This window comes from Haemophilus sp. THUN1691, assembly GCF_059704425.1.
Genome location: NZ_AP046578.1, coordinates 1788780 through 1812887, shown reverse-complemented (window position 1 = coordinate 1812887; position 24108 = coordinate 1788780). Strand labels below are relative to the sequence as shown.

Here is a 24108-nt window from a genome sequence, read left to right as displayed (position 1 = left end):
ATGCGTGATTTAAAAGGTATTTTCAGTGCATTATTAGTGTCATTTAATGAAGATGGCACAATTAATGAAAAAGGTTTACGTCAAATTATCCGCCATAATATCGACAAAATGAAAGTTGATGGTTTATATGTGGGTGGTTCAACAGGCGAAAACTTTATGCTTTCAACTGAAGAGAAAAAAGAAATCTTCCGTATTGCAAAAGATGAAGCAAAAGATCAAATCGCGCTAATTGCTCAAGTGGGCAGCGTAAACTTAAAAGAAGCGGTGGAATTAGGTAAATATGCAACAGAATTAGGCTACGATAGCTTATCTGCCGTCACTCCGTTCTACTACAAATTTAGTTTCCCTGAAATCAAACATTATTACGACACCATTATTGCAGAAACGGGCAATAATATGATCGTGTATTCTATTCCGTTTTTAACTGGTGTGAATATGGGAATTGAACAATTTGGTGAACTTTACAAAAACCCGAAAGTATTAGGGGTAAAATTTACAGCAGGTGACTTCTATTTATTAGAACGTTTGAAAAAAGCTTATCCAAACCACTTAATTTGGGCTGGTTTCGATGAAATGATGTTACCTGCGGCCGCACTTGGTGTGGATGGTGCAATCGGTTCAACTTTCAACGTAAACGGTGTTCGTGCTCGTCAAATTTTTGAATTAACCAAAGCGGGTAAATTAGCCGAAGCGTTAGAAATTCAACATGTAACCAACGATTTAATCGAAGGCATTTTAGCGAATGGTTTATATTTAACCATCAAAGAATTGCTTAAATTAGAAGGTGTGGATGCGGGTTATTGCCGTGAGCCAATGACAGCAAAAGCAACAGATGCTCAGCTTGCTAAAGCAAAAGAGTTGAAAGCGAAATTTTTATAATTAATGGAATATCGTGAGAACCTAGGGGATTGATTTCCCTAGGTTACTCATAATTTATCCCTCTTGGGGTAGCAATTCTCGTTTCCTGCTTCTCAGTTTTTCTATTTCGTAGTGGGGAACCATTATGTTTAACCGTTGGTTTGTTTATCCACGGTATTGAAAATAAAGGAAGTATAGTATGCGTCTTATCCCTCTACACAACGAACAACAGGTGAGTCGTTGGGCTGCACGCCATATTGTTGATCGTATCAATCATTTTAATCCTACGGCTGAACGTCCATTTGTTCTCGGTTTACCAACTGGTGGCACACCATTAAAAACTTACCAAGAATTAATCGCACTTTGTAAAGCGGGAGAGGTGAGTTTTAAGCATGTGGTAACATTCAATATGGACGAATATGTGGGTTTACCAGAGGAACATCCTGAAAGTTATCATAGTTTTATGTATAACAATTTCTTTAATCATATCGATATTCAGCCAGAAAATATCAATATTCTTAATGGCAACACGGATGATCATGATGCGGAATGTCGCCGTTATGAAGAAAAAATTAAATCTTACGGAAAAATTAATTTATTTATGGGCGGAGTAGGCAATGATGGCCATATTGCCTTTAATGAACCGGCGTCATCATTAAGTTCCCGTACTCGTATTAAAACGTTAACTCAAGACACACTGATCGCAAATTCACGTTTCTTTGATAATGATGTGAATAAAGTGCCGAAATATGCTTTGACTATTGGTGTAGGCACATTATTAGATGCAGAAGAAGTGATGATCCTTGCGACTGGCCATCATAAGGCACTTGCAGTTCAAGCAGCCGTAGAAGGTGGTGTGAACCATATGTGGACAGTGAGTGCTCTTCAGCTACATCGCCATTTTGTGTTAGTTTGTGATGAGCCTGCACAACAAGAATTGAAGGTAAAAACTGTTAAATATTTTACTGAATTAGAACAACGCGCTATTCATAGCGTGTTATAAGATCCTACCGCTCAAAAGAGCGGTAATTTTTCTGATTATTTTATTTAAGGACAAAAAATGAGATATGCATTAACGAATTGTGTGATTTACACAAAATATGATGTTTTACGTGATTTTGCTGTAATTATTAACGGTGAAATTATTGAAGCGGTAGTTCCACAAGCTGAATTAGAAACAGGTATCAAAACCATTGATTTACAAGGTAATAATTTAACCGCTGGTTTTATTGATCTTCAATTAAATGGCTGTGGCGGCGTGATGTTTAACGATCAAACTAGCGTTGAAACCTTGGAAATTATGCAGGAAACTAACTTGAAATCAGGTTGTACAAGTTTCCTTCCAACTTTTATCACAGCACCAGATGAAAACATAAAAAGTGCGGTGAAAATTATGCGTGAATATTTAAACAAGCATAAAAACCAAGCACTTGGTTTACATATTGAAGGACCGTTTATCAGCGTTGAGAAAAAAGGTGTACACCGTCCGGAATATATTCGTGAAATTACGCCTGAAATGAAGGATTTCCTCTGTGAAAATGGTGATGTCATTACAAAAATTACCATTGCCGCAGAAAACCCAACCATTAACTATACGCCTGATTTTGTGAAAGCGGGCATTATTGTCTCTGTAGGCCATTCTAATGCGACTTATGAAGTCGCTAAAGCCGCCTTCCACAAAGGCGCAACTTTTGCGACTCACTTGCATAATGCGATGTCGCCAATTAGTTCTGGACGTGCTATGGGCGTAGTGGGGGCTGTACTAGATTCTGATGTTTACACTGGTATTATCGTGGATGGTGTGCATATCAATTACGGTAATGTTCGCATTGATAAAAAAATCAAAGGTGACAAACTTTGTATTGTAACTGACTCTCTTGCTGCAGCAGGTGCACCACCTGAATTGGAAACCTTCACCTTTGTAGGTAAAACCATTTATATCCGAGATGGCCGTTGTTTTGATGCGAACGGTACGATCGCTGGCGCATCAATTACCATGATCGAATCTATTAAGAATGCAGTGGAGTTTGTTGAAATTCCACTTGCTGAAGCAATTCGAATGAGTAATCTTTATCCTGCACGAGCAATTGGTGTGGATGACTGTTTAGGTTCGGTAGAAAAAGGAAAAATCGCGAATTTATCTGTGTTTACGTCAGATTATAAAGTGACAGCAACCGTGCTCAATGGTGAATGGAAACCTAATTGATTTAAAGTGCGGTAAATTTTCCTGATCTTTTATAACCCAACCAATCGGTTGGGTTATTTTTTGCTTTACTACTTTAATAAGAATAATTTTCATCTATAATATAAAAACCAAGTTAATTACTAGGAGATAGATATGGCAAAAGATGAAGTAGGGCATAATTTTCTTGCACGTTTAGGTAAAACTCGTTTGCGTCCAGGCGGTAAAAAAGCAACAGATTGGTTAATTGCCAATGGCGATTTTAGCCAAGATAAAAAAGTATTAGAGGTTGCCTGTAATATGGGAACGACAGCCATTGGATTGGCGAAGCAATTTGGTTGCCATATTGAAGGTGTTGATTTAGATGAACATGCATTAGAAAAAGCACAAGCAAATATCGAAGCAAATGGCTTGCAAGAAAAAATTCATGTACAGCGTGCGAATGCGATGAAGTTGCCTTTCGAGGATGAAAGTTTTGATATTGTCATTAATGAAGCGATGCTGACGATGTTACCCGTGGAAGCTAAGAAAAAAGCCATTGCAGAATATTTTCGAGTATTAAAACCCAATGGTTTATTGCTTACTCACGATGTTATGCTGGTGGGAAATGATCATCAAACTATTCTTGAAAATATGCGCAAAGCGATTAACGTGACGGTCACGCCATTAACGAAAGATGGATGGAAAGGAATATTCCAAGAAAGTGGCTTTAGAAATGTCGATACTTTCTCTGGTGAGATGACATTACTTTCACCAAAAGGAATGCTTTATGATGAGGGCATTCTTGGGACGTTAAAAATCATCCGTAATGCTATGAAAGCGGAAAATCGTGAGCAATTTAAAAGAATGTTCAAAACCTTTAATGATCCTCAACATAAATTACATTTTATTGCTGTATGTAGTCAAAAATAATATAAAAAACGAACCGCTCTTTTATGTGTGGTTCGCTTTTTTTACGATAATTTTTTCACTAGGGTTGTTTAGATTTATTTTGAATAATCCCTTGCACCGAAAATTGCAGTACCAATACGTACCATAGTAGAACCGCATTTTATTGCGCTTGGCATATCATCTGTCATTCCCATAGAAAGTGTATCAATTTGTTGATTAGGTGAGGCTTGTTTAAGTTGTTCAAATAGATCTGACATTTTTCTGAACACGGTTTCTTGTTCTGTGATTTTATCGGTCGGTGCGGGTATTGCCATTAAGCCACGTAAGCGTAGGTGCGGTAAATTTTCGATGTGTTTTGCCAGTGTTAACATTTCCTCAGGTTGAATACCTGATTTACTTTCTTCATCGCTGATATTAATCTGAATCAAGACATTTAACGGTGCTTTATTAGTTGGTCGTTGTTCATTTAAACGATCTGCAATTTTTGCTCGATCAAGTGTTTGCATCCAATCAAAATGTTCTACAACGAGACGGGTTTTATTCGATTGTAATGGGCCGATAAAATGCCATTCAAGGTTAATACCTTGCGATTCAAAATATTGGATCTTTTCTATACCTTCTTGCACATAATTTTCACCAAAAGTCCTTTGTCCAGCCTGATAAGCCGAAAGTATAGCGGAAATAGGTTTGGTCTTAGATACGGCAAGTAATTTTACGGTATTTTGATTGCGTTTAGCTTCTTTGCAAGCTGTTTCAATTTTTTGATGAATTAGGTTGAGATTATGCTGGATATCCATAGGTTCTCCTTTATAAAAGTGCGGTTAGTTTACACGAAATTTATTAACTGAGAAAATTTCTGAAAAATTTGTTACTTTCTGTTTGACAAGCTCGGGAAATTTCGGTATTTCTTTACACATTCATTTTTCAAGATAAAACACAATGAAAAATAACCGCACTTTATCCGTAATCATTAGCACGATTACCACCATTATGATGACCATTACTATGATTAATGGCGCGGGTTAGTGCACCAAAAAACAGGATACAGAAAACCCGCGATTCAACTGAATAGCGGGTTTTTTTATAAATTTAAAAACACAATATCTCTAGGAGAACCAATCATGCGCGTACTTAAATTTGGCGGCACTTCGCTTGCAAATCCGGAACGTTTTTCCCAAGCAGCGAAATTGATCGAGCAAGCTCATTTAGAAGAGCAGGCAGCAGGTGTTTTATCAGCACCAGCAAAAATAACTAATCATCTCGTCGCCCTTTCTGAAAAAGCTGCATTAAATCAACCAACCGATACGCATTTCAACGAAGCAATCGAAATTTTCTATAACATCATCAATGGCTTACATGCCGAAAATAATCAATTCGACTTAAATGGCACCAAGGCGCTTATTGATGCTGAATTTGTTCAAATCAAAGGATTATTAGAAGAAATTCGTCAAGCAGGAAAAGTAGAAGATGCAGTTAAAGCGACGATTGATTGCCGTGGTGAAAAACTTTCTATCGCAATGATGAAGGCTTGGTTTGAAGCGCGTGGCTATAGCGTACATATTGTGGATCCGGTCAAACAATTATTAGCAAAAGGCGGTTATCTTGAATCTTCTGTTGAAATTGAAGAATCAACAAAACGTGTTGATGCAGCAAGTATTGCAAAAGATAAAGTGGTGCTTATGGCAGGCTTTACTGCGGGTAACGAAAAAGGTGAGTTGGTGCTGCTCGGTCGTAATGGCTCAGATTATTCTGCGGCCTGTTTAGCCGCTTGTTTAGGCGCAAGCGTATGCGAAATTTGGACCGATGTGGATGGCGTTTATACTTGCGATCCACGTTTAGTGCCTGATGCTCGTTTATTACCAACTCTTTCTTATCGTGAAGCAATGGAACTTTCTTATTTCGGTGCGAAAGTGATTCATCCTCGTACGATTGGCCCATTGTTGCCACAAAATATTCCTTGTGTCATTAAAAATACAGGAAATCCTTCTGCGCCGGGTTCGATTATTGATGGCAATGTGAAATCAGAAGGTTTACAAGTCAAAGGTATCACTAACTTAGATAACTTGGCGATGTTTAATGTATCAGGCCCTGGTATGCAAGGCATGGTTGGCATGGCATCTCGCGTATTTTCAGCTATGTCAGGCGCAGGCATTTCAGTCATTTTAATTACCCAGTCTTCGTCTGAATATAGTATTAGTTTCTGTGTGCCAGTGAAATCTGCAGAAGTAGCGAAAACCGTACTAGAAACTGAGTTTGCTAATGAATTAAATGAACATCAATTAGAACCAATTGAAGTGATTAAAGATTTATCCATTATTTCTGTTGTGGGCGATGGAATGAAGCAAGCGAAAGGCATTGCTGCTCGTTTCTTCTCTGCGTTAGCACAGGCAAATATTAGCATTGTGGCGATTGCACAAGGTTCTAGTGAACGTTCAATTTCTGCCGTTGTGCCGCAAAATAAAGCGATTGAAGCAGTGAAAGCTACCCATCAGGCTCTTTTCAATAATAAAAAAGTAGTGGATATGTTTTTAGTGGGCGTTGGTGGAGTAGGCGGAGAATTAATTGAGCAGGTAAAGCGTCAAAAGGAGTATCTAGCAAAGAAGAATGTTGAAATTCGAGTTTGCGCTATTGCGAATTCCAACCGCATGTTGCTCGATGAAAATGGATTATGTTTAGACGATTGGAAAACCGATTTAGAAAATGCGACTCAGCCATCAGATTTTGATGTATTGCTTTCTTTCATTAAATTACATCATGTGGTGAATCCTGTATTTGTAGATTGTACCTCAGCCGAATCTGTAGCGGGGCTTTATGCTCGTGCGTTAAAAGAAGGTTTCCATGTGGTCACGCCAAATAAAAAAGCGAATACACGAGAATTAGCTTATTACAATGAGTTACGCCAAAACGCTCAAGCAAGCCAACATAAATTTTTGTATGAAACGAATGTGGGCGCAGGTTTGCCAGTGATTGAAAATCTTCAAAACTTACTTGCTGCAGGTGATGAACTTGAATATTTTGAAGGCATTTTATCTGGCTCCCTTTCCTTTATTTTTGGTAAATTGGAGGAAGGACTTTCTCTTTCAGAAGTCACCGCACTTGCGCGTGAAAAAGGCTTTACTGAGCCTGATCCTCGAGATGACCTTTCTGGACAAGATGTAGCGCGCAAATTATTAATTCTTGCTCGTGAAGCAGGAATTGAGCTTGAACTTTCTGATGTTGAAGTTGAAGGTGTATTGCCGAAAGGCTTTTCTGAAGGAAAATCTGCAGATGAATTTATGGCAATGTTGCCACAGCTTGATGAAGAGTTTAAAGCTCGTGTTTCCACCGCTAAAGCTGAAGGCAAAGTATTGCGTTATGTTGGAAAAATTTGCGAAGGCAAATGTAAAGTATCCATTGTTGCAGTCGATCAGAATAACCCACTTTATAAAGTGAAAGATGGTGAAAATGCTTTGGCATTTTATACTCGTTATTACCAACCTATTCCACTTTTATTACGTGGTTATGGAGCAGGCAATGCAGTTACTGCGGCAGGTATCTTTGCCGATATTTTAAGAACATTACAACATTAATAAGGATTCCCAATGTTAAGAATTTACGCCCCTGCATCTAGCGCGAATATTAGCGTAGGTTTCGATACTTTAGGCGCCGCGATCTCTCCTATTGATGGTTCATTGTTAGGTGATGTGGTTCAAATAGAATCTATTTCAAGTGGTTTTGAGTTAGAAAGTGCGGGCTATTTTGTTCGTAAATTACCGAAAGAACCACAAAAAAATATTGTTTACCAAGCTTATGTGCTATTTCGCGAGCAATTAAAATTACGCGGAGGAAATGTGAAGCCTTTGCGTTTAACGCTTGAAAAAAATATGCCTATTGGCTCTGGTTTAGGCTCTAGTGCTTGTTCTATTGTTGCTGCATTAGTGGCATTAAATCAGTTTCATGATTGCCCTTTTTCGAAAATGGAGTTGCTTGAAATGATGGGAGAATTGGAAGGCCGTATTTCTGGTTCAATCCATTATGATAATGTTGCACCTTGCTATCTTGGCGGTGTGCAATTTATGGTGCAATCGCTCGGTAATATTTGTCAAAAATTGCCATTTTTTGATAATTGGTATTGGGTGTTGGCGTATCCAGGAATTGAAGTTTCTACTGCTGAAGCTCGTGCAATTTTACCGAAAAGCTATACTCGACAAGACGTGATTGCCCATGGTCGTCATTTAGGTGGCTTTGTGCATGCTTGCCATACCCATCAGGAAAACCTTGCAGCGATAATGATGAAAGATGTCATTGCCGAGCCTTATCGTGAATCTCTGCTACCTAATTTTGCTGAAGTAAAACAGGCTACGCGAGACTTAGGTGCACTTGCCACAGGTATTTCAGGCTCAGGACCAACTATTTTCTCTATTGCTCCAGACTTACAAACTGCAATTAAACTTTCAACTTATTTAGAGAATCATTATTTACAAAATAATGAAGGTTTTGTGCATGTATGCAAGGTCGATAACGAAGGCGCAAGAGAAATTAAATAAGTTAATTTAAATAGATAAAATCAGATTAAAAACGGATTAAATATGAATTTATACAATATCAAACATCCCGAAGAACAAGTTACTTTTTCTCAGGCTGTTCGTCAAGGTCTTGGACGGGATCAAGGTTTATTCTTTCCTGAAGTTATTCCTCAACTTAATAACATTGATGAATTACTTGAATTACCTCTTGTTGAGCGTAGCCAAAAAATTCTAAGTGCATTAATTGGTGAAGAATTACCGAAAGCAACGTTAGACGAGATGGTGAAAAATGCGTTTACTTTCACCGCACTGTTAGAAAAAGTTGAAGATAATATTTATGCACTTGAATTATTTCATGGTCCCACATTGGCATTTAAGGACTTTGGTGGGCGTTTTATGGCACAGGCACTTGCGGCGGTACGTGGTGATGGAAAAATCACTATTTTAACGGCAACGTCTGGCGATACTGGAGCAGCTGTAGCACACGCGTTTTATGGATTAGAAAATATTAATGTAGTTATCCTTTATCCAAAAGGCAAAATCAGTCCATTGCAAGAAAAGCTATTCTGTACTTTAGGTGGGAATATTCGTACTGTTGCGATTAACGCTGATTTCGATGCATGCCAGGCTTTAGTTAAGCAAGCCTTTGATGACGCTGAATTGCGCCAAACTATCGGACTTAACTCTGCAAATTCTATTAATATTAGCCGCTTATTAGCTCAAGTTTGTTATTACTTTGAGGCTGTCGCACAATTGCCAAAAGAAAAACGTGATAATGTTGTGGTTTCTGTGCCAAGTGGTAATTTTGGTAACTTAACTGCAGGGTTAATTGCAAAAACCTTAGGTTTGCCGATAAAACGCTTTGTCGCCTCAACAAACGCAAATGATACTGTGCCACGTTATTTGAAATCGGGCAATTGGGATCCTAAAACGACAGTTGTAACTCTTTCTAATGCAATGGATGTAAGCCGTCCAAATAACTGGCCAAGAGTGGAAGAACTGTTTAAACGAAATGGTTGGAATTTAACTGATTTAGGTTCGGGGATGCTGACTGATGCACAAACTGAAGAAACCTTAAAAGCAATGAATGCTGAAGGTTATGTTTGTGAACCGCACGGAGCGATTGCTTATCAGGTGTTGAAAGATCAACTTAAAGCTAGTGAAACAGGAATCTTCCTGTGTACAGCTCATCCAGCAAAATTTAAAGAATCCGTAGAACGTATTCTTGGTATTCAGCTTTCATTACCTGAAGCCCTGGATAAACATAATCAGCTACCATTGCTTTCTGATGAAATGGATAATGATTTTGCACAACTACGGGCTTACTTATTGAAATAATAAAGTGCGGTAAATTTTTATTGTATTTTGGATAGCGCTTGATTTTCAGGCGCTATTTTATTTTAGGAAATATAACGTAGCGTTAATATATTAATTATTTTAGATTGGATAGAGATAATAGCTATTTTTCAATCAGCCAGTAATTGAAAAGTAGTACCAGATATTAGGCAATAAAAAAACACCTTTCGGTGCTTACTTTATTTTTAAGTGGTGGGTCGTGAAGGATTCGAACCTTCGACCAACGGATTAAAAGTCCGCTGCTCTACCGACTGAGCTAACGACCCACTAATATCATTTTTGAAATGGTGCCCGAAGCCAGACTTGAACTGGCACGCCTCGAAAGGCGAGGGATTTTAAATCCCTTGTGTCTACCGATTCCACCACTCGGGCAAATTGGAGCGGGAAACGAGGCTCGAACTCGCGACCCCGACCTTGGCAAGGTCGTGCTCTACCAACTGAGCTATTCCCGCATTTATCACCAATCAGCATTGCTGCGTGACAACGGGGCGTATTTTACGGTTTTATAGTCTTGTGTCAAATGAAAAAATAAAAAAAAACTTTATTTGATTAAAAATAAGACAAAATAATAAAAGTACGGTAGAAAATACCGCACTTTATCCAGAATTAGAGTTTTAGGTCATCTAGTAGGCTACCTTTTGCTGCTTGTAAATATTGGATCATTGACCATACTGTTAAAATGGCTGCGATGTAAAGCAAGATTATAGCGGCAATTTCCATATAGTTATTGTAACGCCATAATAATCCGCCTAGGGCTAACATTTGGGCTGTTGTTTTCCATTTTCCCCACCAAGAGACAGCGACTTTACTACGCTCTCCGAGTTCTGCCATCCATTCACGTAATGCAGAAATTATAATTTCGCGAGAAATCATAATAATGGCAGGAATCGTAATCCAAAGAGAGTGTTGATATTCAACGATGAGAACCAAGGCTGCGACAACCATTACTTTATCCGCAACAGGATCCAAAAAAGCGCCAAATCTTGTAGTTTGTTTCCATTTACGAGCCAAATAACCATCAAGCCAATCAGTAACACCAGCAATAAAGAATATGAATGTAGTAATAAAAGGGGAGGATTCGATAGGTAAATAAAATGCAATCACGAAAAACGGAATCAGGATTACACGAAACATCGTTAGGAAAATAGGAATATTAAATTTCATAGAAATGAACCGCTCTTGGTGTTAGAGATACACCTATTCTAAAGTATCTAAGAATATAAAAAAAGCCACATTATGTGGCTTTCTTGTAAATAATTACGGATTAAAGTTTATCAGCGTTTTGTTTTAAGTATTTTGCAACGCCTTCAGGGTTATCTTTCATCCCTTCTTTACCTTTTTCCCATTGAGCAGGGCAAACTTCACCGTGATCTTCATGGAATTGTAATGCATCAACCATACGTAACATTTCATCGATGTTACGACCTAATGGAAGATCATTTACTACTTGGTGACGAACGACGCCATTTTTGTCGATTAAGAATGAAGCGCGTAATGCAACGCCTGCTTCTGGATGTTCAATACCGTATGCTTGAGCAATTTCGTGTTTTACGTCTGCTGCTAATGCATATTTAACTTGGCCAATACCACCATTTTCAGTTGGGGTGTTACGCCATGCATTGTGAGTGAATTGAGAGTCGATAGAAACACCAACTACTTCTACGCCACGTTTTTTGAATTCTTCATAACGGTGGTCAAATGCGATTAACTCAGAAGGGCAAACAAAGGTAAAGTCTAATGGGTAGAAAAAGATTACTGCAGCTTTTCCAGCAATGTGTTTTTTAAAGTTGAAGTTATCAACGATTTCGCCATTGCCTAATACAGCAGATGAAGTAAAATCTGGTGCTTGACGGGTTACTAATACCATAGTCATAATTCCTATATAAAGTTAAGTTAAAGTTTTGCCACACAAAATAGCGGCTCGGTTCTATTTGAAACGCCGACATTTTATACTCGATTTTATCTATTAAAGCAATTAATCTTATCTAAAATAAGGTGGAAATATGCAACAACACAATCTCTCAACAACATTTGTCCATGCAGGGCGTAAAAAACGCTTTTCACAAGGAGCTGTAAACCCCGTTTTACAGCGAGCTTCTTCATTAGTATTTGACAGTATTGAAGATAAAAAACACGCTACTCAACATAGAGTAAAAGGCGAATTATTTTATGGCAGAAGAGGGACTCTAACACATTTTGCATTACAAGATTTAATGTGCGAAATGGAGGGGGGCGCAGGCTGTTATCTTTATCCTTGTGGTGCAGCAGCAGTAACTAATTCGATTCTTTCTTTTGTAAAAACTGGCGACCATGTGTTAATGAGTGGCGCAGCTTACGAGCCAACCCAAGATTTCTGTAATATTGTGCTGAAAAAAATGCAGATCGATACAACTTATTACGATCCTCTTATTGGGGCTGATATTGCAACGCTTATTCAACCGAATACAAAAGTACTTTTTTTGGAAGCACCGAGTTCTATCACAATGGAAATTCCCGATATTCCGACTATTGTGAAGGCGGCAAGAAAGGTGAACCCTAATATTGTGATTATGATTGATAATACTTGGTCGGCAGGTGTTCTATTTAAAGCGTTAGAGCATGATATTGATATTTCTATTCAAGCGGGTACGAAATATTTAGTGGGGCATTCAGATATTATGATTGGTACTGCCGTTGCGAATGCGCGAACTTGGGATCAGCTTAGAGAGCATTCCTATTTAATGGGGCAGATGGTGGATGCAGATTCTGCTTATACGACTGCTCGTGGTATTCGCACATTGGGTGTACGATTAAAACAGCATCAGGAAAGCAGTATTAAAGTAGCAAAATGGTTGAGTGAGCAACCAGAAGTAAAAACTGTGTACCATCCAGCCTTACCTAGTTGTCTTGGTCATGAATTCTTTTTACGAGACTTTAGTGGTAGCAGTGGCTTATTTTCTTTTGAATTAACTAAGCGATTAACATCGGAAGAAGTCTCAAATTTCATGGATCATTTTCAACTTTTTACTATGGCTTATTCATGGGGAGGATTTGAGTCTCTAATTCTTTGTAATCAACCAGAAGAAATTGCACATATTCGTCCAAATATTAAACGTAACCTTACAGGTTCATTAATTCGTGTGCATATCGGCTTTGAAGATGTAGATGAATTGATTGCAGATTTAAAAGCTGGATTTGATAGAATTGCCTAAAAGTGCGGATAAAAAAATGCCTGTTTTATACAGGCATTTTTTATAGGATTATTTTTGATCTGACACTAAGCCAATTTTGGAACCGTCAGCAAAATGTACTGAAGTCCCGATAATATCTACTTGGATATTTTTCCCTTGTTGCAAGTGCGGACGAATTTGAGAAAGCACAGCTTCTTCAGTTGTTGATAATGTCACTGTTTCGCTAGCTTTTGGTGCAATTGTTTTTCCAAATTGTAATGCTGGAAGATTTGCTACATAGAATGGTTGGTTATTTTCTTTATAAACAGTTAACCATTGCGCTTCTAAAATAGCTTTATCACTTAAGTTTGTGATTTCATAAGTGATAGAAAACGATTTTAAATCATCTGTTACAGAAACATTTGTTACTTTTACATTCGCAACTTTTAGGAACTCTGCATTTGCTTGAGTGACTAAATCATCCGTTTTTACTTGAGGTTGTTGTACTGCTTGTTGAGCAGGTTGAGTAGTTTCTGTTGCTGCAGGTTTTTCTTCTACTTTTTCTTCTTTATCGTTACAAGCGGTTAATGCAATTGAACCTACGATGATACTTGCAAAGAGAAAAGATTTATTAAATTTCATTGTAAATTCCTTCATTATATTTTGTTAGCTGAGTTGTACTTATTTTTTAAGGGTTAAATTATAGTCCATGTAACCTCTTACGGCTGTCTTTTATTTTGAAAGTTTTAGAAGTTGTTTTATTATGCTTTTCATTTTCCTTGATAAGTAGAGAAGTATAATGAAACATATTCATATCTTAGGTATTTGTGGAACATTTATGGGCGGCGTGGCGATGATTGCTAAACAAATGGGCTATCACGTGACGGGTTCTGATACTAATGTTTACCCTCCAATGAGCACTTTTTTAGAAGAGCAAGGCATCGAGATTATTCCAAATTATGATGTTGCACAATTACAACCTGGGCCTGACATGGTAATTATTGGTAATGCGATGAAACGCGGTAATCCTTGCGTAGAATATGTGTTGGAAAATAATTTGAAATACACATCTGGTCCTCAATGGTTACATGATCATTTATTGCGCGATCGTTGGGTATTGGCAGTTTCTGGTACGCATGGAAAGACAACTACAACAGGCATGCTAACGTGGATCTTAGAACAAAGTGGCTTAAAACCAGGATTTTTAATCGGCGGAATTGCCGGTAATTTTGGCATTTCAGCTTGTTTAGGAGATAGCCCTTATTTTGTTATTGAAGCTGATGAATATGATACAGCTTTCTTTGATAAACGTTCGAAATTTGTCCATTACAATCCGCGTACACTTATCGTAAATAACATTAGTTTTGATCATGCAGATATTTTTGATGATCTGAAAGCGATCCAACGCCAATTTCATCATATGATTCGAACTATTCCGGCAAGTGGTTTGGTATTAAGTTCGGCGAGTGAACAAAGTGCAAAAGAAACTTTGGCATTGGGATGTTGGTCGCAACAACAATTTTTAGGCAAAGATAGTGAGTGGTTTGCTGAGCGTATTACAAATGATGCCTCACATTTTGCGGTCTTCCATCATGGTGAAAAAGTGGCAGAAGTAAAATGGAATGTAGTCGGACAACATAATATGCATAATGCTTTAATGGCTATAGCAGCTGCTCATCATGCGGGTGTGTCTATTGAAGATGCATGTAAAGCATTGGGATCTTTTGTAAATGCTAAACGTCGTTTAGAAGTAAAAGGTGAAGTTAATGGAATCACCGTTTATGATGATTTCGCTCATCATCCAGAAGCTATTCTTGCTACACTAACTGCTTTACGAGATAAAGTGGGGGGGGGGGTGCGAATTCTTGCAGTGCTTGAGCCTCGTTCTAACACAATGAAAATGGGTGTTCATAAAGATGAAATTGCGCCTGCGCTTGGACGAGCTGATGAAGTGTTTATGCTTCAACCAGAACAACTTCCTTGGGAAGTGGCAGATATTGCAAACCAATGTGTACAGCCTGCCTATTGGAATGCAAATTTAGAGCGATTAGTTGATATGATTGTCGCTGAGGCCCAACCTACAGATCACATTTTGGTGATGTCTAACGGCAGTTTTGGTGGCATTCATCAAAAAATTCTTGATAAGCTTAAACAGAAATAATAAAAGTTCGGTTAATTTAGAAAGCATTTTTAAGTTGACCGCACTTTTTATTGAGTTGACGTAACATATATTTTTAATTTGTAATTTATAAAAGGAATCTTTGTAGAATGGCTGATCCACATATTAAATCACCGATGGATTTTTTAGATAATCTGACTGTCATTATTTATCGCACTGGCTTTGTGATAGCGGCGTTGGCTATTCTTGCCATGAGTTGGTATCCAGATTTATCACTCACATTTATATTAATTGCGGCAACTTGCTGTGCCTCTTCGTTACATATTTATCTGAAATCTTTCCGATTGCTTTTTCAATTTGCTACTTGGATAGGATTACTTTTTTATATTAATCATTATCCCGCTTTGGCTCTTGGCGGTGCGTTACTTACTTTAGGTGGTTTGTGTTTTAAAGAATATTTTTGTTTCCGCGTACTTTTGCTAAATTTTCAGCCGATATTTGTGGCTTGCTTGTGGTTTTCGTGGGTGTTAAATAATCTTATTGCGCTACGAATTTTTTCTATTATTTCTGGCGTATTACTTTTAGTTTTAGCGATACAAAAATGGCGAATGCCTTTGTATTTTGATATTGGAGATAAAACAAAATATCAAATTTAGAAAAGAAAATGACCGCACTTTTATGTGCGGTCATTGTTTTTAGAATGGTTTATTTAGCTAAACATTCCATGTAACTATCTGCAGTAGATTGCAAGAATGTTGCATAAGAATTTTTGCCTAAAGTGACTTTATCGCCAATTGGATCGAGTTGTCCTACATTGACTTTAGTATTTTGAGCTAAAGATTCAATCACTTTCGGCGTAAATTGTGGTTCTGCGAATAAGCAATTTACTTTATGTTCTGCGATTTCTTCTTTAATGTGCGCTAAAGTTTTTGCACCCGGTGCTACTAATGGATTGATGGTGAAGTAACCAGTTTGTTTTAAACCATAAGCATCGTTGAAATAACCGTAAGCATCGTGGAAAACGTAGAAACCTTTATCTTTAACGTTCGCAAGTTGTGCTGTGATTTTTTCACCTTGTTCTGTCAAAGTGCGGTTAAAATCTGAAAGATTTTGAGCGATCAAATCTTTTTTATCTGGGAATTGTGCAGTTAATTTATCCGCCACTTTTTGTGCAACAATTTTGCTGATAGCGGGAGAATACCAAACATGCCAGTTTGTTGTTAAACCTTCGTCATGATCATGGTGATCGTGGTCATGGTCGTCATGTTCATGAGCGTGGTCATGATGTTCATGCTCGTGCTTATGATCATGGCTGTGTTCATGTTCGTGATCGTGTTTATGTTCGTGTTTGTGCTCATGCTCATGTTTATGATCGTGAGCGCCATCTTCATGGAAATGCTCGTGGTGAGCTTTACTTAATAAAGGTTCAACATCCTCAAGATCGGCAATGGTAACCACTTTTTTACGTTCAATTTGGCTAATTGGTTTGTCTAAGAATGAATCAACATCCTCACCAATCCACACAACTAAATCTGCAGATTTTACTTTTTGAATATCAGATAATTTCAAATTGTAATCATGCGGAGAGGCGCCTGCAGGAACAAGGACTTGTGTACCAGTTACGCCATCTGCAATAGATGAAACAATAAAACCTAAAGGTTTTACTGATGCCAATACATCGGCATTCGCCATCATTGGCGCACTTAAAAGTGCGGCAGAAACGGCGCTAATTTTTAAAAGTTTTTTCATATTTCTGTTTCCTTACTTGTTAGTAATAATTCTCAAAGGGAAAAAGACTACGCCTTTTTATATAAATTGCAACGATTTTATAGAGAACCTGAGGGAAAATTTTTCATTTTCAAAGTAAATAGGTTTCATTCGATAAAAAATGCACATTTATGGTCAATGTGCATTTTCAAGAGGAGATTAAGATTTTTTCTTTAGTAATTTATCTATTACACGAGAAACAGCAAAAAAACCAAAGGTTGCCGTAATCATCGTGGCTGCGCCAAATCCGTTTGCGCAATTCATTGTGGCAGAAATTGCACAACCTTCAGTCATTTGTGGGAATATTAGAGGTTGTGTTGAAAATACCGCATCGATACTAAATTTGCGTTTTGGATTTTGGCTAAAATTGTAATCTTTGCGTAAAACTGACCGCACTTTAGCGAGCAGCGGATCTTGAATAGTTTTACTAAGATCGGCAATTTGAATTTGGGTTGGATCAGTTTGACCGCCAGCCCCACCAATAGTAATCACATTAATTTTGTTGCGTTTACAATAAGCAATCAGCGACGCTTTAGTTTTCACATTGTCAATAGCATCAATGACATAGTCATAGCCTCGATTGAGGTAATCCGATTGATTTTCTGGCGAGATAAAATCATCAATAATATTGATGGTACATTCAGGATTAATCAGCTTTACTCGTTCTGACATCACTTCAGTTTTTAGTTTGCCGATTGTGCCGCTCATTGCAGGAAGTTGGCGATTGATATTCGTGACGCAAATATCATCCATATCAATTAATGTGAGTTCACCAACGCCTGAACGTGCTAAGGCCTCTACGACCCAAGAACCCACGCCACCAATGCCTATTACGCAAATATGGGCTTTGCGTAAGCGCGCGAGTCCATCAGGTGTATAAAGTCGACCAATACCGCCAAATCGCTGTTCATAATTGTCCACTGGCGCCATTATTGTAACACCCATACTCGGCCATAGTGTTTTGATAATCCCGCAATATGGCCTGCTTGATCACCAATGCCACGATATAAGTCAAAGTGGTGGCCTTTCACCGCACCGCCCACATCAAGTGCAACCATTAAATGCAATTTGTGTGTACCAAGCCAGTTTCCGTTATTATCAATGTCAGGCACTTCGACTAAAAGAACAGTACCAGATGGTACAACGCTACGATCTGATGCTACTGAAGCCATTGGTACAAGTGGTACGCCAGCAGAACCTTTTACTTTGCCACTCGGATCATTTTTAAAGAATACATAAGAAGAATTACGTTCTAACAAACTTTGTACGCGAGAGGGATTACGATTGCCCCATTCACGAATTGCTTGAATAGACATTTTCTCTTTTGGTACTTCACCATCTTCAACTAATAAACGGCCAACAGCGGTATAAGGAAAGCCATTTTGTCCTGCATAAGCGAAGTAATTAAGGTTGCCATCACCAAAATCTACATAGCCGCTGCCTTGTACCCCAAGTAAAAAGTTCTCTAACATGGAATCACTATATGCTAATTCTAATCCTTGACCCGCTAATGCACCGGCGTAGATTTGCGCACGGCTAAAACGTTTATTTGCTGGCATACGATAAATTGGATTTTGGAATTGACCTTGCGGTGAACGGCGTGCATGAAGGACAGGCGAGTAGTAGCCTGTCATCAAAACATTTTGATATCCATCGAACCCACGCATAATTTGCGGGTTAATACCAAATTTAGAAAGCTCACTGACATTGGCGCCAGAAAGTACCCAGTTCGTAATTTTTTCATAGTTGCCATAGAAACGATCAGATAGTTTGCTTGAATAACTTTGTACATTTGAAAGTTGCGTTAAAAAATCACCCTGATTAATGACCGCACTTTGGTTTTCAACTTGAGAAACTGGCATAAACACAGCTTGTTGATAATTACGACCCGAATATTTAGCACCAAATTGTCGAGGATCGCTGCCATTTGAGGTGGTTGGAATTTGAGTTTTTGTTGTATTAGAAGAACCACAGGCAACTAAAAGTGCGGTTGTCACTGCAATAGAAAATGTTTTTAATGAGAAAAATTTTCGAACTGACATTTTTAATCCTAAATAAGCTTAAATAAGGCTGCATACGCTATCAAAAATCCTTCAAAACGACCAGTGTTATTTAGTCAAGCTGATTAATAAAAACGCACATTGAACATTTTATTAACAAATGAAACATAAACTTTTGTTTAATTCTTGCAAAAAAATATTAATAGCGTATAGTGCACCACATCAGACGCGGGGTGGAGCAGCTTGGTAGCTCGTCGGGCTCATAACCCGAAGGCCGTCGGTTCAAATCCGGCCCCCGCAACCAACAAATTATAAAGCCCTGATTTAAGAAAATCAGGGCTTTTCTTTTTACAGTTTAACTCGCTATGATGATCTCAATTAGATCATCTTTTTCTATGCTATAATCCCTCAAAATTTTTAAAATCGGTACCTAAATGAAACAATTATTTGCAACGACTTCTCGTGGCTTTGAAGAATTATTAAAAGTTGAACTCACTGAACTTGGCGCGCAAGAGGCAAAAGTAGTTCAAGGGGGCGTTCATTATCAAGCAGATAACGAAACTTTATACCGCACTTTGCTTTGGTCACGCCTTGCTTCACGCATTTTATTTCCTTTGATTGAAACCAAAATTTACAGTGATTTGGATCTTTATGCGGCTGTTTCGGGCTTTAATTGGTTAGCGCAATTTGATGAACGAGTTACATTCTTTGTAGATTTTAATGGAACCAACCAAGAAATTCGTCATACTCAATTTGGTGCGATGCGCGTTAAAGATGGAATTGTCGATTACTTTGAACGTCAAGGTAAAACTCGTCCTTATGTAGATAAAATTCAGCCGGACGTACGTATTCATGCTTATTTGAATCGTGAAAATTTAGTGATTTCTTTAGATTTAAGTGGGGAAGCATTACATTTGCGAGGCTATCGTGAAGATGCAGGTCAAGCGCCTTTACGTGAAACTCTAGCTGCGGCAATTGTTATGCGTTCAGGTTGGCAAGCGGGTTCTCCATTAGTAGATCCAATGTGTGGGTCAGGCACGCTTTTAATTGAAGCGGCACAAATGGAAGCCAAAATTGCACCGCAACTTTATCGTTTACATTGGGGATTTGATTTTTGGAAAGCGCATAATCAATCGGCTTGGGAAAAAGTAAAAAATGAAGCGATTGAATTAGCAGAAGAAAAACAAAGTGAAATTCAACCGCACTTTTATGGATTTGACCTCGATCACCGCGTATTAAAAAAGGCGCAGAAGAATGCACAAAATGCAGGTGTTTCACATTTAATTAAATGGCAACAAGGTGATGTTGCAGCGTTGAAAAATCCTCGTTTAAATGAAGTCGGTACGGTTATCTGTAATCCACCTTATGGGGAACGTTTAGGCACAACCCCAGCTTTAATCGCGCTCTATTCTGTATTTGGGCAAAGACTTAAAAAAGAATTTTGCAGTTGGAATGTTTCTGTTTTTAGTAGCGAATCCACATTGCTTGATTGTTTGAGAATGCGTGCCAGCCGACAGTTTAAAGCAAAAAATGGCCCACTAGATTGTGTGCAGAAGAATTATCAAGTTTCAGAACGAAAATCTGACGCAATTACAGATGAAAAGGCACTAGAATTTAACCGCACTTCGGAGGTGGCAACCGATTTTGCTAATCGATTACAAAAAAATATTAAGAAAATTAGCAAATGGGCAAAGCAACAAGGATTAGACGCTTATCGTTTATATGATGCTGATTTGCCTGAATATAATTTAGCCGTCGATCGTTACGCAGATTACATTGTTGTGCAAGAATATGCCGCGCCGAAAAATATTGATGAAAATAAAGCGCGTCAACGTTTATTAGATGCTGTTACTGCAACTTTGCACGTTACAGGTGTAGAAACGAATAAGTTGATCCTCAAAGTTCGTCAGAAACAAAAAGGTACCAACCAATATGAGAAATTAGCCAATAAAGGTGAATACTTTTATGTGAATGAATATGGCGCGCAACTTTGGGTAAATTTGACAGATTATTTAGACACTGGATTATTCTTAGATCACCGTTTAACAAGAAAAATGATTGGTGAGTTGGCAAAGGGTAAAGATTTCTTGAACTTATTTGCTTATACAGGTTCTGCCACTGTTCATGCAGCACTTGGTGGCGCTAAATCGACAACTACCGTTGATATGTCCAATACTTATCTTAATTGGGCGGAGCAAAATCTTATTTTGAATGATATTGAAGGTAAACAACATAAATTAATTCAAGCAGATTGCCTTCAATGGTTAGAAAAATGTGATCGTCAATTTGATTTGATATTTGTGGATCCACCAACGTTTTCAAATTCTAAACGTATGGAAGAGAGTTGGGATGTTCAACGAGATCATGTGAAATTGATGAGCAATCTAAAACGAGTTTTGTCGAATAATGGCACAATTGTTTTTTCGAATAATAAACGTGGATTCAAAATGAATTTAGTTGAGTTGGAAGAATTAGGTTTAAGTGCGGCAGAAATTTCGCATAAAACGTTACCACTAGATTTTGAACGTAATAAACAAATTCATAATTGTTGGATGATTCAACATATATAATGATTTGCTAAGTTGTAAAAATAGTCGAAAAAATAGTGAATTTTAAACAAACTGAATAAAAAACTATCGCTCAAACATTTTTTTTCAAAAAGTGCTAGACAAGGTTTTATTAAATCATTAATATACGCCTCCGCAACGACGCAATAACGCGTTCGTAGCTCAGTTGGATAGAGCGTTGGCCTCCGGAGCCAAAGGTCGCAAGTTCGAATCTTGTCGAGCGCGCCAGGTCAGTGCAATAACAACTTTTAATGGTGGCTATAGCTCAGTTGGTAGAGCCCTGGATTGTGATTCCAGTTGTCGTGGGTTCGAATCCCATTAGCCACCCCATCTTATCTTTATAAGATCTGACGGCGAGTAGCGCAGCTTGGTAGCGCAACTGGTTTGGGACCAGTGGGTCGTAGGTTCAAATCCTATCTCGCCGACCACTTTATTTTGCTCTTTAACAATGTATCAGACAATCTGTGTGGGCACTTGTTGATTGACTTGTTTTAAAAATATTTTTTAATTTTGAAGTCTTAATAGGTGCTAACTAGAAATTCATTATACTTTTTAAGTAGTGACATTTTATGTCAGCAGTATTGAGCGATTGAACTTGAATTGAAGAGTTTGATCATGGCTCAGATTGAACGCTGGCGGCAGGCTTAACACATGCAAGTCGAACGGTAGCAGGAGAAAGCTTGCTTTCTTGCTGACGAGTGGCGGACGGGTGAGTAATGCTTGGGAATCTGGCTTATGGAGGGGGATAACTACGGGAAACTGTAGCTAATACCGCGTAATATCGAAAGATTAAAGTGTGGGACCTTCGGGCCACATGCCATAAGATGAGCCCAAGTGGGATTAGGTAGTTGGTGGGGTAAAGGCCTACCAAGCCGACGATCTCTAGCTGGTCTGAGAGGATGACCAGCCACACTGGAACTGAGACACGGTCCAGACTCCTACGGGAGGCAGCAGTGGGGAATATTGCGCAATGGGGGGAACCCTGACGCAGCCATGCCGCGTGAATGAAGAAGGCCTTCGGGTTGTAAAGTTCTTTCGGTATTGAGGAAGGGATGTGTGCTAATAGTAGACATCATTGACGTTAAATACAGAAGAAGCACCGGCTAACTCCGTGCCAGCAGCCGCGGTAATACGGAGGGTGCGAGCGTTAATCGGAATAACTGGGCGTAAAGGGCACGCAGGCGGTTATTTAAGTGAGGTGTGAAAGCCCCGGGCTTAACCTGGGAATTGCATTTCAGACTGGGTAACTAGAGTACTTTAGGGAGGGGTAGAATTCCACGTGTAGCGGTGAAATGCGTAGAGATGTGGAGGAATACCGAAGGCGAAGGCAGCCCCTTGGGAATGTACTGACGCTCATGTGCGAAAGCGTGGGGAGCAAACAGGATTAGATACCCTGGTAGTCCACGCTGTAAACGCTGTCGATTTGGGGATTGGGCTTAAAGCTTGGTGCCCGTAGCTAACGTGATAAATCGACCGCCTGGGGAGTACGGCCGCAAGGTTAAAACTCAAATGAATTGACGGGGGCCCGCACAAGCGGTGGAGCATGTGGTTTAATTCGATGCAACGCGAAGAACCTTACCTACTCTTGACATCCATGGAATCCTGTAGAGATACGGGAGTGCCTTCGGGAACCATGAGACAGGTGCTGCATGGCTGTCGTCAGCTCGTGTTGTGAAATGTTGGGTTAAGTCCCGCAACGAGCGCAACCCTTATCCTTTGTTGCCAGCGATTTGGTCGGGAACTCAAAGGAGACTGCCAGTGATAAACTGGAGGAAGGTGGGGATGACGTCAAGTCATCATGGCCCTTACGAGTAGGGCTACACACGTGCTACAATGGCGTATACAGAGGGTGGCGAAACTGCGAGGTGGAGCGAATCTCAGAAAGTACGTCTAAGTCCGGATTGGAGTCTGCAACTCGACTCCATGAAGTCGGAATCGCTAGTAATCGCGAATCAGAATGTCGCGGTGAATACGTTCCCGGGCCTTGTACACACCGCCCGTCACACCATGGGAGTGGGTTGTACCAGAAGTAGATAGCTTAACCTTTTGGAGGGCGTTTACCACGGTATGATTCATGACTGGGGTGAAGTCGTAACAAGGTAACCGTAGGGGAACCTGCGGTTGGATCACCTCCTTACTGAAAACGAGAGACAATAAGTGTCCACACAGATTGATTGATATATTGTAGACAATATCGAGCAGAAAGCCGTTATTCCCTTGGGTCTGTAGCTCAGGTGGTTAGAGCGCACCCCTGATAAGGGTGAGGTCGGTGGTTCAAGTCCACTCAGACCCACCACTCAAACTGAGTGAGTGATGAAGGTGAATAAGGTGATAAATAAACGATGACATGGGGATATAGCTCAGCTGGGAGAGCGCCTGCCTTGCACGCAGGAGGTCAGCGGTTCGATCCCGCTTATCTCCACCACTTATCATCGTTAAGTAAATTTATTTATTTAGTTTATTTAACGATGATAACTGAAAAGTTTTATCAACTGTTCTTTAAAAAATTGGAAACAAGCTGAAAACAAGAGATTTTCGAGAGAAAGTCTGAGTAGGCAAGACAGGAAAGTGAAAGAGGGAACTGAAAAGGGAAATCTAAAAATAAAACCTGTTTTGCATAAAATCTTGATTGAACAAAAGCAATCAAGTGTTTAGTTGAATGAAGATACGCATCAAATTGACCGCACTTTCAAGTGAAAACTTAAAGTGATTGA

General features: G+C 39.0%; 18 protein-coding genes, 9 tRNA genes, 1 rRNA gene and 1 other annotated feature. Of the genes, 18 read left to right on the top strand and 10 right to left on the bottom strand.

Annotation, left to right across the window (positions count from 1 at the left end):
- The 4 genes from nanA (at position 1) to AC6H0J_RS08700 (ending at position 3952) form a co-directional block, all read left to right on the top strand.
- On the top strand, positions 1–879 hold the full coding sequence (gene nanA, locus AC6H0J_RS08715) for an N-acetylneuraminate lyase (RefSeq protein ID WP_005631506.1): 879 nt from the start codon (positions 1–3) through the stop codon (positions 877–879).
- A 178-nt stretch (positions 880–1057) separates the two neighbouring features.
- Positions 1058–1861 (top strand): glucosamine-6-phosphate deaminase, encoded by an 804-nt coding sequence (gene nagB / locus AC6H0J_RS08710; RefSeq protein WP_009500377.1) that lies wholly within the window; start codon positions 1058–1060, stop codon positions 1859–1861.
- A gap of 57 nt (positions 1862–1918) precedes the next feature.
- Positions 1919–3064 (top strand): N-acetylglucosamine-6-phosphate deacetylase, encoded by a 1146-nt coding sequence (nagA, locus tag AC6H0J_RS08705; protein WP_118801120.1) that lies wholly within the window; start codon positions 1919–1921, stop codon positions 3062–3064.
- Between the two features lie 132 nt (positions 3065–3196).
- On the top strand, positions 3197–3952 hold the full coding sequence (locus tag AC6H0J_RS08700; RefSeq protein ID WP_118801121.1) for a class I SAM-dependent methyltransferase: 756 nt from the start codon (positions 3197–3199) through the stop codon (positions 3950–3952).
- 74 nt (positions 3953–4026) lie between these two features.
- On the opposite strand, the gene AC6H0J_RS08695 is transcribed toward AC6H0J_RS08700, so the two are convergent.
- Positions 4027–4728, bottom strand: a complete 702-nt coding sequence (locus AC6H0J_RS08695; RefSeq protein ID WP_118801122.1) for a YggS family pyridoxal phosphate-dependent enzyme — start codon at positions 4726–4728, stop codon at positions 4027–4029.
- A 170-nt stretch (positions 4729–4898) separates the two neighbouring features.
- Positions 4899–5017 (top strand) — a sequence feature (Thr leader region).
- Positions 5018–5052: 35 nt separating this feature from the next.
- Between AC6H0J_RS08695 and thrA the strand changes: the two genes are divergently transcribed.
- From thrA to thrC, 3 genes are read left to right on the top strand one after another with little or no spacing between them, the layout of a single operon-like run.
- A complete protein-coding gene (gene thrA / locus AC6H0J_RS08690) occupies positions 5053–7500 on the top strand; it encodes a bifunctional aspartate kinase/homoserine dehydrogenase I (RefSeq protein WP_118801123.1) in 2448 nt (815 codons plus the stop codon).
- Between the two features lie 12 nt (positions 7501–7512).
- Positions 7513–8457: a homoserine kinase gene (gene thrB / locus AC6H0J_RS08685; RefSeq protein ID WP_497513534.1), complete on the top strand. Its 945-nt coding sequence runs from the start codon at positions 7513–7515 to the stop codon at positions 8455–8457.
- Between the two features lie 42 nt (positions 8458–8499).
- A complete protein-coding gene (gene thrC / locus AC6H0J_RS08680; protein WP_497513532.1) occupies positions 8500–9774 on the top strand; it encodes a threonine synthase in 1275 nt (424 codons plus the stop codon).
- Positions 9775–9982: 208 nt separating this feature from the next.
- Here thrC and AC6H0J_RS08675 read toward each other — a convergent pair.
- The 5 genes from AC6H0J_RS08675 to AC6H0J_RS08655 form a co-directional block, all read right to left on the bottom strand.
- A tRNA-Lys gene (locus tag AC6H0J_RS08675) sits at positions 9983–10058 on the bottom strand.
- A 19-nt stretch (positions 10059–10077) separates the two neighbouring features.
- Positions 10078–10164: transfer RNA gene (locus AC6H0J_RS08670), tRNA-Leu, on the bottom strand.
- A 4-nt stretch (positions 10165–10168) separates the two neighbouring features.
- Positions 10169–10244, bottom strand: a tRNA-Gly gene (locus AC6H0J_RS08665).
- A 154-nt stretch (positions 10245–10398) separates the two neighbouring features.
- On the bottom strand, positions 10399–10956 hold the full coding sequence (pgsA, locus tag AC6H0J_RS08660; RefSeq protein ID WP_005625600.1) for a CDP-diacylglycerol--glycerol-3-phosphate 3-phosphatidyltransferase: 558 nt from the start codon (positions 10954–10956) through the stop codon (positions 10399–10401).
- 100 nt (positions 10957–11056) lie between these two features.
- On the bottom strand, positions 11057–11659 hold the full coding sequence (locus AC6H0J_RS08655) for a peroxiredoxin C (protein WP_005625599.1): 603 nt from the start codon (positions 11657–11659) through the stop codon (positions 11057–11059).
- A 136-nt stretch (positions 11660–11795) separates the two neighbouring features.
- Here AC6H0J_RS08655 and metC point away from each other — a divergent pair, with 136 nt between their 5' ends.
- Positions 11796–12983, top strand: a complete 1188-nt coding sequence (metC, locus tag AC6H0J_RS08650) for a cystathionine beta-lyase (RefSeq protein WP_497513529.1) — start codon at positions 11796–11798, stop codon at positions 12981–12983.
- Positions 12984–13031: 48 nt separating this feature from the next.
- Here the strand turns inward: metC and AC6H0J_RS08645 are convergent, their stop codons facing one another.
- A complete protein-coding gene (locus AC6H0J_RS08645; protein WP_497513528.1) occupies positions 13032–13583 on the bottom strand; it encodes a hypothetical protein in 552 nt (183 codons plus the stop codon).
- A gap of 157 nt (positions 13584–13740) precedes the next feature.
- Here AC6H0J_RS08645 and mpl point away from each other — a divergent pair, with 157 nt between their 5' ends.
- Together mpl and AC6H0J_RS08635 are read left to right on the top strand one after the other, a co-directional pair.
- Positions 13741–15102, top strand: a complete 1362-nt coding sequence (gene mpl, locus AC6H0J_RS08640) for a UDP-N-acetylmuramate:L-alanyl-gamma-D-glutamyl-meso-diaminopimelate ligase (RefSeq protein ID WP_497513526.1) — start codon at positions 13741–13743, stop codon at positions 15100–15102.
- A gap of 107 nt (positions 15103–15209) precedes the next feature.
- Complete coding sequence (locus AC6H0J_RS08635) at positions 15210–15716, top strand: DUF2301 domain-containing membrane protein (protein WP_497513524.1); 507 nt, start codon at positions 15210–15212, stop codon at positions 15714–15716.
- Positions 15717–15765: 49 nt separating this feature from the next.
- Here the strand turns inward: AC6H0J_RS08635 and znuA are convergent, their stop codons facing one another.
- The 3 genes from znuA to mltA all read right to left on the bottom strand — a co-directional run bounded on the left by znuA (position 15766) and on the right by mltA (position 18869).
- Positions 15766–16809 (bottom strand): zinc ABC transporter substrate-binding protein ZnuA, encoded by a 1044-nt coding sequence (gene znuA / locus AC6H0J_RS08630; RefSeq protein WP_497513522.1) that lies wholly within the window; start codon positions 16807–16809, stop codon positions 15766–15768.
- A 177-nt stretch (positions 16810–16986) separates the two neighbouring features.
- Positions 16987–17757 (bottom strand): tRNA cyclic N6-threonylcarbamoyladenosine(37) synthase TcdA, encoded by a 771-nt coding sequence (gene tcdA, locus AC6H0J_RS08625; protein WP_005625938.1) that lies wholly within the window; start codon positions 17755–17757, stop codon positions 16987–16989.
- Positions 17757–18869 carry a murein transglycosylase A gene (gene mltA / locus AC6H0J_RS08620; protein ID WP_005625936.1) on the bottom strand — a complete coding sequence of 371 codons (1113 nt, stop codon included), beginning with the start codon at positions 18867–18869 and terminating at the stop codon, positions 17757–17759. Before mltA ends, tcdA begins: the two co-directional genes overlap by 1 nt.
- Positions 18870–19054: 185 nt before the next feature.
- Between mltA and AC6H0J_RS08615 the strand changes: the two genes are divergently transcribed.
- The 8 genes from AC6H0J_RS08615 (at position 19055) to AC6H0J_RS08580 (ending at position 23819) form a co-directional block, all read left to right on the top strand.
- A tRNA-Met gene (locus tag AC6H0J_RS08615) sits at positions 19055–19131 on the top strand.
- Between the two features lie 130 nt (positions 19132–19261).
- Positions 19262–21397 (top strand): bifunctional 23S rRNA (guanine(2069)-N(7))-methyltransferase RlmK/23S rRNA (guanine(2445)-N(2))-methyltransferase RlmL, encoded by a 2136-nt coding sequence (gene rlmKL / locus AC6H0J_RS08610; RefSeq protein ID WP_046952626.1) that lies wholly within the window; start codon positions 19262–19264, stop codon positions 21395–21397.
- A 148-nt stretch (positions 21398–21545) separates the two neighbouring features.
- Positions 21546–21622: transfer RNA gene (locus AC6H0J_RS08605), tRNA-Arg, on the top strand.
- A 26-nt stretch (positions 21623–21648) separates the two neighbouring features.
- Positions 21649–21724: transfer RNA gene (locus AC6H0J_RS08600), tRNA-His, on the top strand.
- Between the two features lie 21 nt (positions 21725–21745).
- A tRNA-Pro gene (locus AC6H0J_RS08595) sits at positions 21746–21822 on the top strand.
- Between the two features lie 169 nt (positions 21823–21991).
- Positions 21992–23531 (top strand): 16S ribosomal RNA (locus AC6H0J_RS08590).
- Positions 23532–23613: 82 nt separating this feature from the next.
- Positions 23614–23690, top strand: a tRNA-Ile gene (locus AC6H0J_RS08585).
- A 53-nt stretch (positions 23691–23743) separates the two neighbouring features.
- A tRNA-Ala gene (locus AC6H0J_RS08580) sits at positions 23744–23819 on the top strand.
- Positions 23820–24108 lie beyond the last annotated feature (289 nt).